Raw genomic sequence first — 13,865 nt, 5'->3', positions numbered from 1 at the left:
CGGCCGTTTCGGGCAACGTATCCGCCGGTGTGATTGGTGAACCAGTCCCCGGCGCTGGCCCAACGTATCGATCCCTCCGGCGGGGCCGGTAAAGAATGGAACCTGGCATTTTTGCAAACGGGTTCTTTTTTTCGCCCGATCAGCTCTGATGATGGGCAATCAGGGCCGCGTCCGCACTGTTGCCTCATTGATGAGGTGCATGAGCACAAAGATAACAAAGTGGTTGAGATGATGCGCGCCGGGACAAAAGGCCGCAGGCAAGCGCTCATCTTCATGATCACAAACAGCGGTCACGATAAAACCAGCGTTTGCTACGAGTACCACCAGTACGGCAAACAACTTGCCGCCGGTCAGAAAGTTAACGACGCCTTCTTTGCGTTCATCTGCTCTTTGGATGAGGGTGATGATCCTTTCAAGGATGAGTCCTGCTGGGCAAAAGCCAACCCCTCAATGGGGCATACGTTCCAACCTGAATATTTACGCGAGCAGGTGGAAGATGCGCGGGGCATGCCGTCGAAAGAAAGCCTGGTCAGACGCCTTAACTTCTGCGAATGGGTGGATGCTGAAAACCCGTGGATCGGTGGCGATATCTGGATGGCATGTGAAAAAACATTCGATATCGAAAGCCTGAAAGGGGAAGAGTGTTTTGGCGGTCTGGACTTGTCCGGCAAGCGCGACCTGACAGCGCTGGGGCTGTATTTCCCGCGCATTAAGACGGCGCTGGTGGAGTTCTGGACGCCGCGCGACACGCTGCATGACAGGGCCAGAAATGACCGCGTTCCGTATGATTCCTGGGTGCGTGAAAAGTACCTGCACGCGCCAAAGGGCAGCGCTATCGATTACGGCTTCGTTTCTAAACGAATCGCCGAGCTGGCGGCACTCTTTGATATTCGGTCGATCGCTTTCGACCGTTATCACATGGATTATCTCGAGCCTGAATTGCTGGATGAAGGGGTGACCGTACCGTTGGTTCCTCATGGGCAAGGCTTCGGCAAATCGGCGGAGTCGGGCTTGTGGATGCCGCATTCAATCGAGCTGCTCGAACAACTCATCACCGAGAAAGAAATCACCATCCTGTTTAATCCTTGTCTGCGCTGGAACGCGGCCAACGCGGTTATTGAAGAAGATAAAAGCGGTAACCGGGTATTCAGCAAACGGCGCAGTAATGGCCGTATAGATGGCGTTGTAGGGCTGGCGATGGCCGTCGGTGCTGCTGACGGCGTTGTTGAGGATGACGGCGATATTGATGGCTTTTTCGATGATCCGATCATGGTAGGTATCTGATGGGCAAAAACAAGCAACCTGGGCGCGTTAAAAGCGCCCTTTTAAATTGGCTGGGTGTTCCTATCAGTCTCACTACCGGGACATTCTGGCAAGAATGGTTCGGCACCAGCAGCAGCGGCAAGGTGGTCACTGCAGACAAGGCTATGCAGCTCTCCGCTGTATGGGCGTGCATCCGGTTACTCAGCGAATCGGTTTCCACTTTACCGATGAAAGTCTATCGTCGTGAGACGGATGGTTCTCGTAAGCTGGCGCAGGATCACCCGGCATACCAGGTGTTGTGCCGCCGCCCGAACCTCGAAATGACGCCGTCCCGATTCATGTTGATGGTGGTGGCCAGCATCTGTTTGCGAGGGAATGCCTTCATTGAGAAAAAAATGATTGGCAGAAAGCTGGTGGCGCTTAATCCGCTGTTGCCTCAAAACATGGTGGTTAAACGTCTGGATACCGGGCAGTTGCAGTACACCTACACCGAGGACGGCAAAAAGCGCGTGATACCCGTAGACCGGATGATGCACATTCGCGGCTTTGGTCTGGATGGTGTCTGCGGCATGATGCCGCTGAGTTCGGGCCGTGACGTGTTTGGGGCGGCGATGGCTGTTGATGAGTCTGCGGCAAAAATCTTTGAAAACGGTCTGCAAACGTCAGGATACATCAGTTCGAAAGTTGCTCTGAATAAAGAGCAGCGAGAGCGTCTGCGCCAATACTTAGCCGCGTTCGCCGGTTCAAAAAACGCCGGTAAAATGATGGTGCTGGAGGGGGATTTATCGTACCAGAATGTCACGATGAATCCTGAAGACGCGCAGATGCTGGAAAGCCGAGCCTTTAGCATTGAGGAAATCTGTCGCTGGTTCCGGGTGCCGCCTTTCATGGTGGGGCATGTGACGAAGCAAAGTAGCTGGGCATCGAGTGTTGAAGGGATGAACCTGATTTTCCTGACCAACACGCTACGCCCACTGTTGGTGAACATCGAGCAAGAAATCTCACGTTGCCTGCTCGATAGCGATGAAGATTACTTTGCAGAGTTCTCGGTGGAAGGTTTGTTGCGTGCCGATAGTGTTGGCCGCGCGGCGTACTACACCACCGCTCTGCAGAATGGCTGGATGAGTCGCAACGATGTACGCCGACTTGAAAACCTGCCGCCGATTCCTGGCGGTGAAATCTATACCGTGCAGCTTAACTTGACCCCGCTTGAGGACTTGAAACAGAACAATCTCGGCGCTCAGGCTGGCGCTATCACCCGGCTGCATAATTATCTTTTCCCCGATATTCCTGAAGACCAGTCACCGCTGAAAAAAGCGGCGTAGGAGCAATCCCCCATGACAAAAAAACGACTTCCGGTCGCACCGGCGGGGCGTCCCTGCGCGGGCGTTACCTGTGAGCCGCTGCCTTCGGCGCTCGAAAGATGGAATGGCGGTCTAAAGGCCGCTGCCTCTGACGACAATTCTATCTCGGTGTTCGACGTTATCGGCCAGGATTACTGGGGCGAAGGCGTTACAGCGAAACGGATCGCCGGTGCGCTGCGCTCAATGAATGGCGCTGACGTTACCGTAAACATTAACTCGCCGGGCGGGGACATGTTTGAGGGGCTGGCGATTTACAACCTGCTGCGAGAGTACCAGGGCAAAGTAACCGTAAAAGTGTTGGGCCTGGCTGCAAGCGCAGCCTCAATCATTGCGATGGCCGGTGACGAGATTCAAATCGGCCGCGGTGCTTTCCTGATGATCCATAACTGCTGGGTAGTGGCGATCGGTAATCGCCATGACTTTGCTGCAATGGTGGAGTACCTCGAACCTTTCGATAACGCAATGGCGGATATTTACTCTGCCCGCTCCGGTCTCGATAGCGACACCGTCAAGCAACTGATGGACGGCGAAAGCTACATTGGCGGCAGTGATGCCATCGAGAAAGGGCTTGCCGATAGCCTGTTGTCATCCGATGCGGTCAGTAGTGACGAAGACTCACCGGCGGCAGCATTGCGCAAGCTGGATTCCATACTGGCCAAGGCTAATACCCCTCGGTCAGAACGCCGAAAACTTTTGAAAGCCTTAACAGGTAGCACGCCGAGCGCTGTTACCGATCCGACGGGTACGCCGAGCGCTACCGAACCATCCCCTGAAATCCTTGCCAAGCTGAACGCCGCGTTAAGCGGGCTGTGCGCGGCGTGCTAATTATTTGGAGAAATTATGTCTGAAGTTAATGAGATTCTGAAAAAAGTCACCGCATCTATCGAAGATGCAACCAGCAAATTTAACGCCAAGGCCGAGGACGCCCTGAAAGAGGCGAAAAAATCAGGCGAGCTGTCCGCAGCGACGAAGGACAGCGTTGATAAAATGGCGACCGAACTGAACGCCCTGAAGGCGGCAGAAAAAACGCTGAAGGCTGGGTTGGGTGAGCTGGAGCAGCATGTGGCGCAAATGCCATTGAACCGCGCGGCTGAAGTGGTTCAATCGGTCGGGCAGCAGGTGATTTCGGCAGAAGCGCTGAAAGACTTTGCCTCCGGTATTCAGGCCTCTCAGCGGCTGAGCATTCCGGTTAACGCGACGCTGATCTCTACCGATGTTCCTGGGCAGATTGTGGCCCCGCAACGCCTGCCGGGTATTGATACCGCGCCGAAACAACGCCTGTTTATTCGCGACCTGATCGCACCAGGCACCACAGGCTCCAGCACGATTTATTGGGTGCAACAAACCGGCTTCACCAACAAGGCCGCCGCCGTTCCTGAAAATACCACGAAGCCGTACAGCGATATCCAATTCGCTGAAAAGATCACGCCGGTTCGCACGTTGGCCCATATGTTCAAAGCCTCCAAGCAGATTCTGGATGACTTCGCACAGCTGCAATCGACCATTGATGCAGAGATGCGTTACGGCCTGAAGTATGTCGAAGAGCAGGAGATTCTCTTCGGTGACGGCACCGGTGCACACCTGGAGGGCATCATGCCGCAGGCGTCGAAGTATAAGGCGGCGTTTGAAGTTGCGATGCAAAACGGCATTGACGATCTGCGCCTGGCAATGTTGCAGGCGCAACTGGCACGTTTCCCATCAACGGGCCATGTGCTGCACTTCACCGACTGGGCCAAGATTGAGCTGCTCAAGGATTCGCTGGGCCGCTATATCCTCGCCAATCCAGCCGCGCTAACTGGCCCGACTCTCTGGGGCTTGCCTGTTGTCGCGACGGAGTCAGCGGCGTTCCTGGGTAAATTCCTGACCGGTGCCTTCAGTGCAGGTGCACAGCTCTTTGACCGTGAAGAGGCAAACGTGGTGATCAGTACCGAGAACGCCGACGACTTCGAGAAGAACATGATCTCGATTCGTTGCGAAGAGCGTGTGGCGCTGGCGGTCAAACGACCTGAAGCGTTTGTTACCGGTGCCTTCACCGTGCCAACCCCACCAACCGGCGGTTAATTATCCGCACCGCATAGCGGCCTTCGGGCCGCTTTCAAGGAGATACCCATGAAAGTTAAAGCACTTGTACCGATCTTGTTCGGTAGCCGGGTGGTGAATGACGGCGAGTTGTTCGAAACTCAGGAGCTTCACGGGCGTGAGCTGATCAAAAAAGGCTATGCCGAGCAGGTGAGTGATGACAATCCTGCAGAGCAGCCAGAGCAGCCAGAGCAGCCAGAGCAGCCAGAGCCAGTCAAGAAAAGCAAAAAGTAAGGTGAGCCATGCTAAAGCTGGAATTGGTGAAAGAGCATTGCCGCCTGGAACCTGATTTCAGTGCGGATGACACCCTAATCGGCGTCTACATCGGTGCGGCGAAAAAGCATGTTGAGATGTATACCCGCCGCACCCTTTACGCCAGCGAATCCGACCCCGGATGCGATGCCGACGAAGATCACCTGCTGCTGGATGATGATGTACGCACGGCTATGCTGCTTTGTATCGGGCATTGGTACGCGAACCGTGAGGCCGCGATTGTTGGCGCGTCGGCATCAAAATTGCCGCTGGCTGTTGAGTCTTTACTTCAACCCTATCGGATTTACGGCTTATGAAATCATTACGCGCAGGTTCGCTGGAGTTTCGCATCAAGCTTCTTCGCCCCGTTACGGTTCGTGATGAGCAGACCGGCGCACCGGTCAAATCCTTTGAATTTGTCGCTGAGGTCTGGGCGGATGCGGAGCCGATCTCCAACCGAAAAATTCGCACGGGTGAACAGGGGCAGGTAGTGGAAACCATGCTGTTCACATTGCGGCCACGGGATGAAATTACCGTTGATTGGCAGGTGGTATTTCAGCAGCGAACTTTTACCGTTCGTGCGCCTGACCGTTCACAGCGAGACCGGCTGTTAATTACGGCGGAGGCTGATATTCGTCATGATCGAGTATGAAATCAAAGCGGCACTGGAGGCACTAACGAGCCTGCCAGCGTACCCGCTGCTGTTGCCTGACCCGGAACAGGAAGGCGTGACGTATCAGAAGATCAGCAACCCGAAAGTTGATACCGGGCTAGCCAGCACGGCACTGATTCAGGGGCGCTTTCAGGTCGCGCTGTATGTCATCGATGATTACGCGCGCCTGATTGAACTGGATAAGGCTATCTGCGCCGCCTGGGAGAGCATTCAGCACGGGCATATTGGGCGCTGGCCCGTGCAGACGGTAACACGCGGCACGATGCAACAGGGAGCAACCACCCTCACCAACAACAGCGTTCAGTACCGGCTGGTGCGTGATTACGTCATCTGTTACCCGGAGGACGCCACATGATCAGCATAAACGTTACGGGCCTTGATTCTCTGGAGCGCCAGTTAAAGGCGATGGGGGATGAAGCGGTCAAGGTATTACGAGATGCCGGGCGAGCGGCGCTGGAGCCGGTGCTGGAAGACATGAAACAGCATGCCGGTTTTGATGAGAGCAGCACCGGGTCGCACATGCGAGACGATATAAAAATCCGCAGTACGAGCCGCATGAACGATCCTCGCTATTTGACGGTAATGACATTCAAGGTCGGCCCGAGCAAGAAGCATCACATGAAGGCGCTGGCGCAGGAATTCGGCACGGTTAAGCAGGTTGCCGCACCGTTTATCCGCCCGGCACTCGATTACAACAAAACCCGCGTATTACGCATCCTGGCGGCAGAACTCCGCTACGGCATCGAAAACCGGTAGCGACCGCTGCCACAATCATTAAGTGAGGGAAATTATGGCTGATAAAACGTCGCCAGAGTACGCCATGCTTCCGGCTGGCACGGTTGTTAAGTGGGGCGCTGTCGGCGCAGCACCGACGGCCATGAAGGCGCTGGTTAACTGTAAAGCTGTGGGCGAGATGGGGCAGACCGGCAGTTTTGTCGATTGCACGACCCTGATCGACACCACAAAGCAATTTATCTCCGACCTGCCGGAAGGCGCGGAGAAGTCGATCGGGTTTATCGACGATCCATCCAATACCGATTTTGCGGCGTTCCTGACCGCAGCGGACAACCGTGAAACCGTTCAGTTCTATGTTGAGCTGCCGAACGGTCGCACCTCTACATCGATCCTTTCGCTGTCTGGCTGGAAGATGAACGAAATCACCGCTCCGGCGAGTGAAGTCATTCAGATCACGGTGCAAGGCAAGCAGAACAGCAACACCTGGGGAGCTGTAGCCCCAAAGGTGTGATCAGCGTGACTACCCAGCCGAAGAGCGCTGATCTGGCAGTCGGGGGCAATTTGTCCCTGACTGTTGCGGCTACCTCCAGTAACGGCAAGCCCGTTAAATATCAATGGCAGAAAAACGGCACTGATATCAGCGGCGCCACTGCTGCCACCTACACCAAAAACTCTGTTGTGGCGGCGGATGCTGGCGCTTATCGCGTGGTGTTGTCTGCCGAGCGATCAGACACCATCAACAGCGCTACCGCAACCGTAACTATTAAATAAGGAAATGGCATGACCCAGAAGAAAATCAACCTCAAGACCGCGCTGCTTCAACCCACCAATACAGCGGTGCCGCACACGCTGTTTGGCGTGCCGGTGCATATCCGCCGCCTGACCGCCGGTGAACTGATGGATTACGACGAAGAGCTTGGAAAGGCACAGGCAGAGAGTGACCAAAAGGCAGCAACACTGCTGGGCGCTCAGTTGATCCTCTCTGCACTGGTTGACGAACAGGGTAAATCAGTACCTGCGTCTGATTTGCCTTCACCGGCAGAACTGCTGGCCGCTCATGATAACGCGGCGTTATTTGATGCAATCCGCGCTATCCAGAGCCACAGCTACGGCACGCTGGAGGAAGCCGAAAAAAACTGACCCACTCACCGTGGCTATGGCTGATCTATCAGTTGGCCGATCGCTTCGGTGAGCCTGACGTCAGAAAAATTGCAGCCCTCCCGGCCTCCATTATCCAGCACTGGGAGGCGTTCTATTCGCTGGTGGATAAGGCAACGTCCGATACTGCTAACCCGCCCCCTGTCAATCTGTCAGCCCCTGTCGCATCTGATGTTGATGAACAGTGTGCTGCCGTTATGCGAGCGCTCATGTAATGGCCGATGTAGCTACTCTGGCGGTAGCGCTGCACCTGAATTCCGCCAGTTTTAAATCTCAAATTGTCGATTCATTCAGAACGGCAGAAACCGCGTCAAAAAACTTCACGGGCAAGGCGCAGCAGGAAAGCCAGAAAACCACCGAAGCGCTGACCCAGATAGGCAATCAGGCGAAGCGCACCGGCGGTCAGCTTAACTCGTTGAGTGGTGCGCTCAGCGCCAGCCAGGGCGGCTTCGAAGGGCTGCGAAGTGTGATCAGCGGTCTGGCCGGTGGGAGTAACATCGCTGTCAGCACGCTGGCCAATACGTTAATCCCGACGCTCGACCGCACCTTCATCGGCTTTAAGGGGCTGACCAGCGGCTGGGAAGCCCAACGCGAAGCGGCGAAGGCTGCAGCCCTTGAGTTTAACAAGGCGGCGCAGGGCCAGATTGAACAGGCGCAATCTGCACGCCAGCAGGCTCAGGCGCAGTTCGACGCGGCCAAGCGTACCCGTGAACAGGCGCAAGCATCCCGCGAGCAGGCGCAGGAAATGGCGCGCTTCTATGCGGCCAAAAATCAGGAGAACCAGCTCTACGGCCTTTCGGTCAGCTATCAGAAAGAGTATGCCGACATTCACCGCAAGGTGCGCGAGGCTGATCTCGCTGAGGTCAGCGCCAAGGAGAAAATGGCGCAGGCATCAAAAGCGGTGCTGGCGGCAGATATTGCCGAATCCCAGGGCAAAACCAACCTGCTCTCCTCCCTTAACCAAATCAGCGTGGCCAACAAGGAGGTTTCCTTTACGGCGCGCGCGGCAGCGGTCAGCACTAACCTGATGAAAAGTGCGCTGGCCCTGCTGGGTGGCCCGGTAGGTTTAAGCATCATGGCGGCGGTTGCCGGTGCCACGGCATTGTATACCGCGTTCCAAAAAGGGGAAGCAGAGACCAAGGCATATACCGCAGCGCTTCAAAAGTCAGGGCTTCAGGCCATTATGACGGTGAATGATCTGCGCATGCTGACGATGACGCTTGGCGGCACAGAGAATGCGGTTAAGGCTGTCACCAGCGCTGCCGGCGCAGGATTCGGCGGCAATATGCTGTCGGACATAGCTGAAACCGGCACACGGATGAACGAGCTGGGTATGTCATCCGATGATCTTGTTTCGACGCTATCAAGCCTGAGCGGTGAACCTCTAAAGGCAATGGAGGCATTGACCAATCAGGGTGTTCAGCTCAACACCACGTTTATCGATCACATCGCCACGCTGTCCAGGCAGGGCAAAACCAGTGAAGCGACGGCGTTACTTCAGCAGAAATACCTTGATGATGTGAAAGCCAAAGTCACCGAGCAGGAGAACAGCGTCAGCGGCTTGGCGTCTATCTGGAAGTCGCTGAAAAATGAAGTGGCGTCCGCGTTTGATATCATTGGTCAGGCGCAGATGAAAACCGGCCAGGCGCAGGCACTGGCGCAGGGCGTTAAGCTGGATATCAGTAACGATACCGCTAACGAGGTGAAGAAAACCAACGAAGAGCTATACAAGCGGCGGCAGCAGGAACAGGAAGCCGCCCGGAAAGAGCTTAAGTTACAGAATGAAGTCTCCGCTGCTATTAAGGCTGGTGCTGATCCTAAAAAGGAACAGGCTCGCCTTACAGCCGAATTTAAGAAGCTACATGATCAGGGGCGTCTGAGCGCAGAGCAATATGCTCAAGCGTTGAAAGGCGTTAACAAGCAGTACGGTGAAAAGCCCAAAGCGTATAGCGATAGTGAAGGCGTAAGACGTCTACAGCAGTTGCAACAACAATCCTCTGTGCTACGCGCGCAGGCGCAAGATACCGACAAACTGACCGAATCGCAGAAAAAACTGGTGGCTTTCGATCAGGAGATTGCAGGGCTTCAGGGTAAGAAGCTGACCGCCGGTCAAAAAAGCCTGTTGTCCATGCAAGACCAGATCAGGGCGCAATTAACCGAAAATGTGGCGCTGGAAAAGGCAAACCGCGAAAGGGAGATTGGCAAAAAACTGTTGGAACAAACCCGTAGCCTGGTGATGGAAACGGCCGCGAAACAGCAGGAGTACGCCAACCGTAATGCGCAGATGACCATGTCAACTGATGCCTACGATCAGATGGTGGCTGAGCAGCAAATCCGGCAGTCTTTCCAGCAACACCGTTTGCAGCTGGACAAGGAAGTGACGGACAAAACGTCAGAGCAGTACATGCAACAGACGGCCATTCTCGCCAGTGAGCAGCAGAGGCAACTCGATATTGTCCGCAATGCTGCGCAGGAAAAAGCGGCTATCGAGGGCGATTACACCGCAGGGCTGAAAAAGGGAATGATGGACTGGTCAGCCAATGCCGGTAACGTTTATGGGCAGGTGAAAGACGCTACCACCCGAACATTTGACGGCATGACCGGCATGCTGACCAACTTCGTCACCACTAGCAAAGCCAGCTTTAACGACTTCGCCAAGTCTGTCCTGACCGATCTCGCCAGCATGATGATCAAGATGGCGATGTTCAACGCGCTGAAAGCCGGAATGAACTTCTTCGCACCCTCCGGCAATGACCCAGGGCAAGTACCGATGTTCGCCAACGCCAAAGGCGGCGTTTATTCGTCGCCGTCACTGAGTGCATACAGCGGGCAGATCGTCAGCAATCCCACCATGTTTGCGTTCGCCAAGGGTGCTGGCCTGATGGGCGAGGCTGGCCCAGAGGCGATCATGCCGCTCAAGCGTGGGGCGGACGGTTCGCTAGGTGTGCGGGCTATTGGTATGCCACAGCAGGCTGCTGCTGCGCCGAACGTCTACATCACCATTGAAGGCGGCGGCAATGTGAATACTCAGGCCGATCAGGGCTGGGAAGAGTTTGGCAAGCAGATGGGCAACATCGCCGCGCAGGAAAGCCAGAAGGTCATCAACCGGAACCTGAAGCCCGGCCAGCCTATCTGGAAAGCAATCAAGGGGATGTAATGGCTATTCAGACATTCAACTATCCGGCGCGCGTCAATGCCGCCGGTGATACCCGATTTCGTATCAGGAAAGCGCAGTTCGGCGATGGTTATATGCAGGTTTCCGGTGATGGGATCAACCCGATCATTCGCTCATGGGATTTGACCTTTATCGGTAAGTACAGCTACATCACGTCTATCATCGCCTTTCTTGAAGGTCATCAAGGGGTGAAGTCATTCCAATGGACACCTCCGACCAACGTTCCCGGCCTCTATCGCTGCGAAGGCTATAAGCCTGTCGCAATGGGCGGCGATAACTATTCACTGACGGCCACGTTTACCGAGGCCTTCCACGTTTAACCGAGATTAATCATGCTGAATACAGACCTGCAGAAGTTGGAGCCGGGCAACCGCGTTCGCCTTGTTGAAGTGGACGGTACGAAGTTCGGTGCTGATATTCTGCGTTTTCACAGCGACACTCTCCCCTATACGCCGGAGGAACTCGCCGCTGCTGGCGGGGACGAAACGAAACTACCCGCAAAATCGATCTGGTGGCAGGGCAAGGAGTACGGGCCGTGGCCGTTTTCCGTTGAGGGGCTGGAAATATCCTCCGACAGCCAAAGCACGGAGCCGAAATTGACGGTTGCCAATATCAACGGCCTGATCACTGCGCTTTGCCTTCAGTTTGAAGATATGGCACAGGCCAAGGTGCTGATCCACGATACGCTGGTGCATTACCTTGATGCCCGAAATTTCCCAGAAGGGAACCCAACGGCTGACCCGGTGCAGGAAAAGCTACAGGTGTTCTACATCGATCGCAAAGCGACGGAAAGCGATGAAGCGGTGGAGTTCGAACTCTCCAGCCCGGCAGACCTGCGGGGATTGCGCATACCGACCAGGCAAATCCACAGCCTTTGCACCTGGTGTTCGCGTGGATGGTATCGCACCGGTAAGGGCTGCGATTACGCAGGCACGCGATACTTTGACGACAAGGGAAATCCGGTGGATGACCCAAGTAAAGATCGGTGCGGTGGGCTGCTGAGTGATTGCCAAAAACGTTTTGGTGAGACTGAGCCTTTACCGTTCGGCGGTTTCCCTGGCGCAGCATTGATTAAGCAGTAGGTGGCGTTATGAAAGAGAAAACCATAGCGGCCATTATGGCGCATGCTGAGGCAGAGTATCCGCGCGAGTGTTGCGGCATCGTGGCGCAGAAATCCCGCGTGGAGCGTTATTTTCCCTGCCGTAACCTGGCGGACAATCCCACCGAACAATTTCATCTGTCGCCAGAGGATTATGTGACCGCTGCCGAGTGGGGGACGATCACAATGATTGTGCACAGTCACCCGGATGCCACCACGCAGCCAAGCGAACTGGACAAGGCGCAATGTGACGCGATGGAGTTGCCCTGGGTGATCGCCAGCTGGCCGGAGGGAGACTTGCGAACGATCATGCCGCGTGGGGAATTGCCGCTGATTGGTCGCCAGTTCGTGTTGGGGCATACCGACTGCTGGGGGCTGATCATGAGCTATTTCCGGCAGGAGCACGGCATAGCGCTCCAGGATTACCGCGTTGATTATCCGTGGTGGGAACGGGGCGAAAATCTCTACATGGACAACTGGTATGACTGCGGCTTTCGCGAGTTCGACGGCCCACCGATGCCGGGTGACATGGTGATTATGCAGGTTTCCGCACCAGTGGCGAACCATGCCGGTATTCTGCTTGAAGATGGTATGTTGCTGCACCATATGTACGGCATGCTGAGCCAGCGTGTTCCTTACGGCGGCTATTGGAAAGAAAGAACGATCAAAATTGTTAGGCTTAGGGCGTTAAGGTACTAATTTATTGTTTCTATGGCATCTGCTAACATATCGGTACTTTTTAGTCCGGATAGGTGTTAGTTAAATGAGAAATATTGGTTTCTTAATATTAGCTGTCGGCGTCATATGGGTGCTTGTGGCTTTAAATATTGATACAAGTGTTGCAACCGGATATGGTGGAAGAGTAAATAACATTGGATTGATGGCAAACAAACAAAATCAAATTATTATAGGTGGTATTGTCATTGTTTGTGGTTTGATAATCTCTGTGTTTTGCAAGTCTACCCCTTCCTATAAAATAGTCAAATGTCCTTTCTGTGCAGAGGGTATTAATCGTGATGCTGTGAAGTGCAAGCATTGTGGTAGCGATGTTTCAGAACATACAAGTAAAGGTCAGCTAACAAAAATTCATGGCCATGATGCTAATGAGCTGATTATTACTAACCCTGATGGTAAACGAGAATTGAATCTATCTGTGGTTTCGGAAATAGCAATGAAAATGCACATTGAAATGCCAAATAATAAAGCCCTTTCTGTTATGGTAACTAATGCGCCAACTATAAATATGTTCAAAGAAGCTATGGATAAGAAGATGGGGAGGGATTTTGAGTCACATCTAGAGAGCGAATTGATTAGGATAAAGAGTAAAAAATAATATTTATATTTACTGTTAGGGGAAAACCTCGTATTACGAGGTTTTTTATTGGAGGTGGTATGGGGTTTCTAGAGGTTCCACTTAGAACTATACGATTTCACGGCCCTATGATTAATGTGTTTGGCCGGGAGTTTAAGTATCGCGCGATAACAGTACCAAAGGCGATTGATGCGATGAAAAATCTGTTGCCAGGCTTTGAACGCTACATGCTTGAGGCGCACAAGCGCGGCCTGACATTTTCAGTTTTCGTTGGTAAGCGCAATGTCGGACAGGATGAGCTTGAACTCACCAAAGGGACGGAAGATATTCACCTTGTTCCCGTTGTGATTGGGAGCAAGCGCGCTGGCCTATTCCAAACTATTTTAGGCGTGGCATTGATTGGTGCGGCTATGGCCTTCTCACCCGCTGGGCTTGGTGTTTTTTCGGCAACGGGAGGGTGGGCTTCTATGGCTTATGCAGGTGCAGCAATGGCCCTTGGTGGTGTTGTTCAAATGCTCTCCCCGCAAATGGGCGGATTGCGCATGCGCCAAGACCAGGACAATAAGCCTAGCTATGCCTTTGGCGGGCCGGTTAACACAACGGCGCAGGGAAACCCCGTTGGTGTGCTTTACGGCACGCGTGAGATAGGCGGAGCGGTTATATCTGCTGGCATCTATACCGAAGACCAGCAATAACGACATTCGTTTGAACAGACAGCCGCATAGCGGCTTTTTTTATGGGCGAAATATGGCACA

General features: G+C 54.1%; 17 protein-coding genes and 1 pseudogene. All 18 read left to right on the top strand.

All coding sequences use genetic code 11. The features are described 5' to 3' along the window. Nucleotides 1-33: 33 nt before the first annotated feature. Nucleotides 34-1,284, top strand: a pseudogene (locus ADK28_RS24335) (terminase large subunit); the annotation flags it as partial. After that, entirely contained in the window at nt 1,284-2,588 is a 1,305-nt protein-coding gene (locus tag ADK28_RS24330) for a phage portal protein (protein WP_048796899.1), read from the top strand. The pseudogene ADK28_RS24335 and the gene ADK28_RS24330, both read left to right, overlap by 1 nt. Nucleotides 2,589-2,600: 12 nt before the next feature. After that, on the top strand, nt 2,601-3,452 hold the full coding sequence (locus ADK28_RS24325; protein ID WP_033655091.1) for a head maturation protease, ClpP-related: 852 nt from the start codon (nt 2,601-2,603) through the stop codon (nt 3,450-3,452). A 15-nt stretch (nt 3,453-3,467) separates the two neighbouring features. Then, nucleotides 3,468-4,688: a phage major capsid protein gene (locus ADK28_RS24320; RefSeq protein ID WP_048796898.1), complete on the top strand. Its 1,221-nt coding sequence runs from the start codon at nt 3,468-3,470 to the stop codon at nt 4,686-4,688. Nucleotides 4,689-4,736: 48 nt separating this feature from the next. Next, a complete protein-coding gene (locus ADK28_RS24315; protein WP_048796897.1) occupies nt 4,737-4,940 on the top strand; it encodes a hypothetical protein in 204 nt (67 codons plus the stop codon). A gap of 8 nt (nt 4,941-4,948) precedes the next feature. Continuing rightward, nucleotides 4,949-5,275 (top strand): head-tail connector protein, encoded by a 327-nt coding sequence (locus ADK28_RS24310; RefSeq protein ID WP_048796896.1) that lies wholly within the window; start codon nt 4,949-4,951, stop codon nt 5,273-5,275. Next, complete coding sequence (locus tag ADK28_RS24305) at nt 5,272-5,610, top strand: phage head closure protein (protein WP_048796895.1); 339 nt, start codon at nt 5,272-5,274, stop codon at nt 5,608-5,610. The genes ADK28_RS24310 and ADK28_RS24305 overlap by 4 nt, the downstream gene beginning before the upstream one ends. Then, nucleotides 5,597-5,986 (top strand): hypothetical protein, encoded by a 390-nt coding sequence (locus tag ADK28_RS24300; RefSeq protein WP_048796894.1) that lies wholly within the window; start codon nt 5,597-5,599, stop codon nt 5,984-5,986. Before ADK28_RS24305 ends, ADK28_RS24300 begins: the two co-directional genes overlap by 14 nt. Further along, entirely contained in the window at nt 5,983-6,387 is a 405-nt protein-coding gene (locus ADK28_RS24295; RefSeq protein WP_048796893.1) for an HK97-gp10 family putative phage morphogenesis protein, read from the top strand. The genes ADK28_RS24300 and ADK28_RS24295 overlap by 4 nt, the downstream gene beginning before the upstream one ends. A gap of 34 nt (nt 6,388-6,421) precedes the next feature. Continuing rightward, nucleotides 6,422-6,877 (top strand): hypothetical protein, encoded by a 456-nt coding sequence (locus tag ADK28_RS24290; RefSeq protein WP_033655098.1) that lies wholly within the window; start codon nt 6,422-6,424, stop codon nt 6,875-6,877. Between the two features lie 5 nt (nt 6,878-6,882). Further along, the gene (locus ADK28_RS24285) at nt 6,883-7,137 is read left to right on the top strand and encodes an immunoglobulin domain-containing protein (protein ID WP_223915390.1); all 255 of its coding nucleotides are present in this window, start codon (nt 6,883-6,885) and stop codon (nt 7,135-7,137) included. A 9-nt stretch (nt 7,138-7,146) separates the two neighbouring features. Continuing rightward, on the top strand, nt 7,147-7,506 hold the full coding sequence (locus tag ADK28_RS24280; RefSeq protein WP_048796891.1) for a hypothetical protein: 360 nt from the start codon (nt 7,147-7,149) through the stop codon (nt 7,504-7,506). Nucleotides 7,507-7,738: 232 nt separating this feature from the next. Further along, nucleotides 7,739-10,681: a phage tail tape measure protein gene (locus ADK28_RS24275; protein ID WP_048796890.1), complete on the top strand. Its 2,943-nt coding sequence runs from the start codon at nt 7,739-7,741 to the stop codon at nt 10,679-10,681. Further along, nucleotides 10,681-11,019: a phage tail protein gene (locus ADK28_RS24270; protein ID WP_048796889.1), complete on the top strand. Its 339-nt coding sequence runs from the start codon at nt 10,681-10,683 to the stop codon at nt 11,017-11,019. Before ADK28_RS24275 ends, ADK28_RS24270 begins: the two co-directional genes overlap by 1 nt. 9 nt (nt 11,020-11,028) lie before the next feature. Continuing rightward, on the top strand, nt 11,029-11,781 hold the full coding sequence (locus ADK28_RS24265) for a phage minor tail protein L (protein ID WP_171404673.1): 753 nt from the start codon (nt 11,029-11,031) through the stop codon (nt 11,779-11,781). Nucleotides 11,782-11,789: 8 nt separating this feature from the next. Then, nucleotides 11,790-12,497, top strand: coding sequence for a C40 family peptidase (locus ADK28_RS24260; protein ID WP_048796888.1), 708 nt, complete (start codon nt 11,790-11,792; stop codon nt 12,495-12,497). A 64-nt stretch (nt 12,498-12,561) separates the two neighbouring features. After that, the gene (locus tag ADK28_RS31860; RefSeq protein ID WP_152929747.1) at nt 12,562-13,131 is read left to right on the top strand and encodes a hypothetical protein; all 570 of its coding nucleotides are present in this window, start codon (nt 12,562-12,564) and stop codon (nt 13,129-13,131) included. A gap of 59 nt (nt 13,132-13,190) precedes the next feature. Next, on the top strand, nt 13,191-13,805 hold the full coding sequence (locus ADK28_RS24255) for a tail assembly protein (RefSeq protein ID WP_048796887.1): 615 nt from the start codon (nt 13,191-13,193) through the stop codon (nt 13,803-13,805). Nucleotides 13,806-13,865 lie beyond the last annotated feature (60 nt).

It is taken from the genome of Serratia sp. 506_PEND, from assembly GCF_001076875.1.
Lineage (GTDB): Bacteria > Pseudomonadota > Gammaproteobacteria > Enterobacterales > Enterobacteriaceae > Serratia > Serratia marcescens.
The sequence above is the reverse complement of the archived record's forward strand: the minus strand, read 5'-3'. Positions and strand labels throughout refer to the sequence as shown.

Coding starts and splice junctions, on each gene's coding strand:
- ADK28_RS24295 (WP_048796893.1), top strand. CDS start 5,983: ATGATCAGCATAAACGTTACGGGCCTTGATTCTCTGGAGCGCCAGTTA.
- ADK28_RS24325 (WP_033655091.1), top strand. CDS start 2,601: ATGACAAAAAAACGACTTCCGGTCGCACCGGCGGGGCGTCCCTGCGCG.
- ADK28_RS24310 (WP_048796896.1), top strand. CDS start 4,949: ATGCTAAAGCTGGAATTGGTGAAAGAGCATTGCCGCCTGGAACCTGAT.
- ADK28_RS24260 (WP_048796888.1), top strand. CDS start 11,790: ATGAAAGAGAAAACCATAGCGGCCATTATGGCGCATGCTGAGGCAGAG.
- ADK28_RS24255 (WP_048796887.1), top strand. CDS start 13,191: ATGGGGTTTCTAGAGGTTCCACTTAGAACTATACGATTTCACGGCCCT.
- ADK28_RS24305 (WP_048796895.1), top strand. CDS start 5,272: ATGAAATCATTACGCGCAGGTTCGCTGGAGTTTCGCATCAAGCTTCTT.
- ADK28_RS24290 (WP_033655098.1), top strand. CDS start 6,422: ATGGCTGATAAAACGTCGCCAGAGTACGCCATGCTTCCGGCTGGCACG.
- ADK28_RS24330 (WP_048796899.1), top strand. CDS start 1,284: ATGGGCAAAAACAAGCAACCTGGGCGCGTTAAAAGCGCCCTTTTAAAT.
- ADK28_RS24315 (WP_048796897.1), top strand. CDS start 4,737: ATGAAAGTTAAAGCACTTGTACCGATCTTGTTCGGTAGCCGGGTGGTG.
- ADK28_RS24270 (WP_048796889.1), top strand. CDS start 10,681: ATGGCTATTCAGACATTCAACTATCCGGCGCGCGTCAATGCCGCCGGT.
- ADK28_RS24280 (WP_048796891.1), top strand. CDS start 7,147: ATGACCCAGAAGAAAATCAACCTCAAGACCGCGCTGCTTCAACCCACC.
- ADK28_RS24275 (WP_048796890.1), top strand. CDS start 7,739: ATGGCCGATGTAGCTACTCTGGCGGTAGCGCTGCACCTGAATTCCGCC.
- ADK28_RS24300 (WP_048796894.1), top strand. CDS start 5,597: ATGATCGAGTATGAAATCAAAGCGGCACTGGAGGCACTAACGAGCCTG.
- ADK28_RS31860 (WP_152929747.1), top strand. CDS start 12,562: ATGAGAAATATTGGTTTCTTAATATTAGCTGTCGGCGTCATATGGGTG.
- ADK28_RS24320 (WP_048796898.1), top strand. CDS start 3,468: ATGTCTGAAGTTAATGAGATTCTGAAAAAAGTCACCGCATCTATCGAA.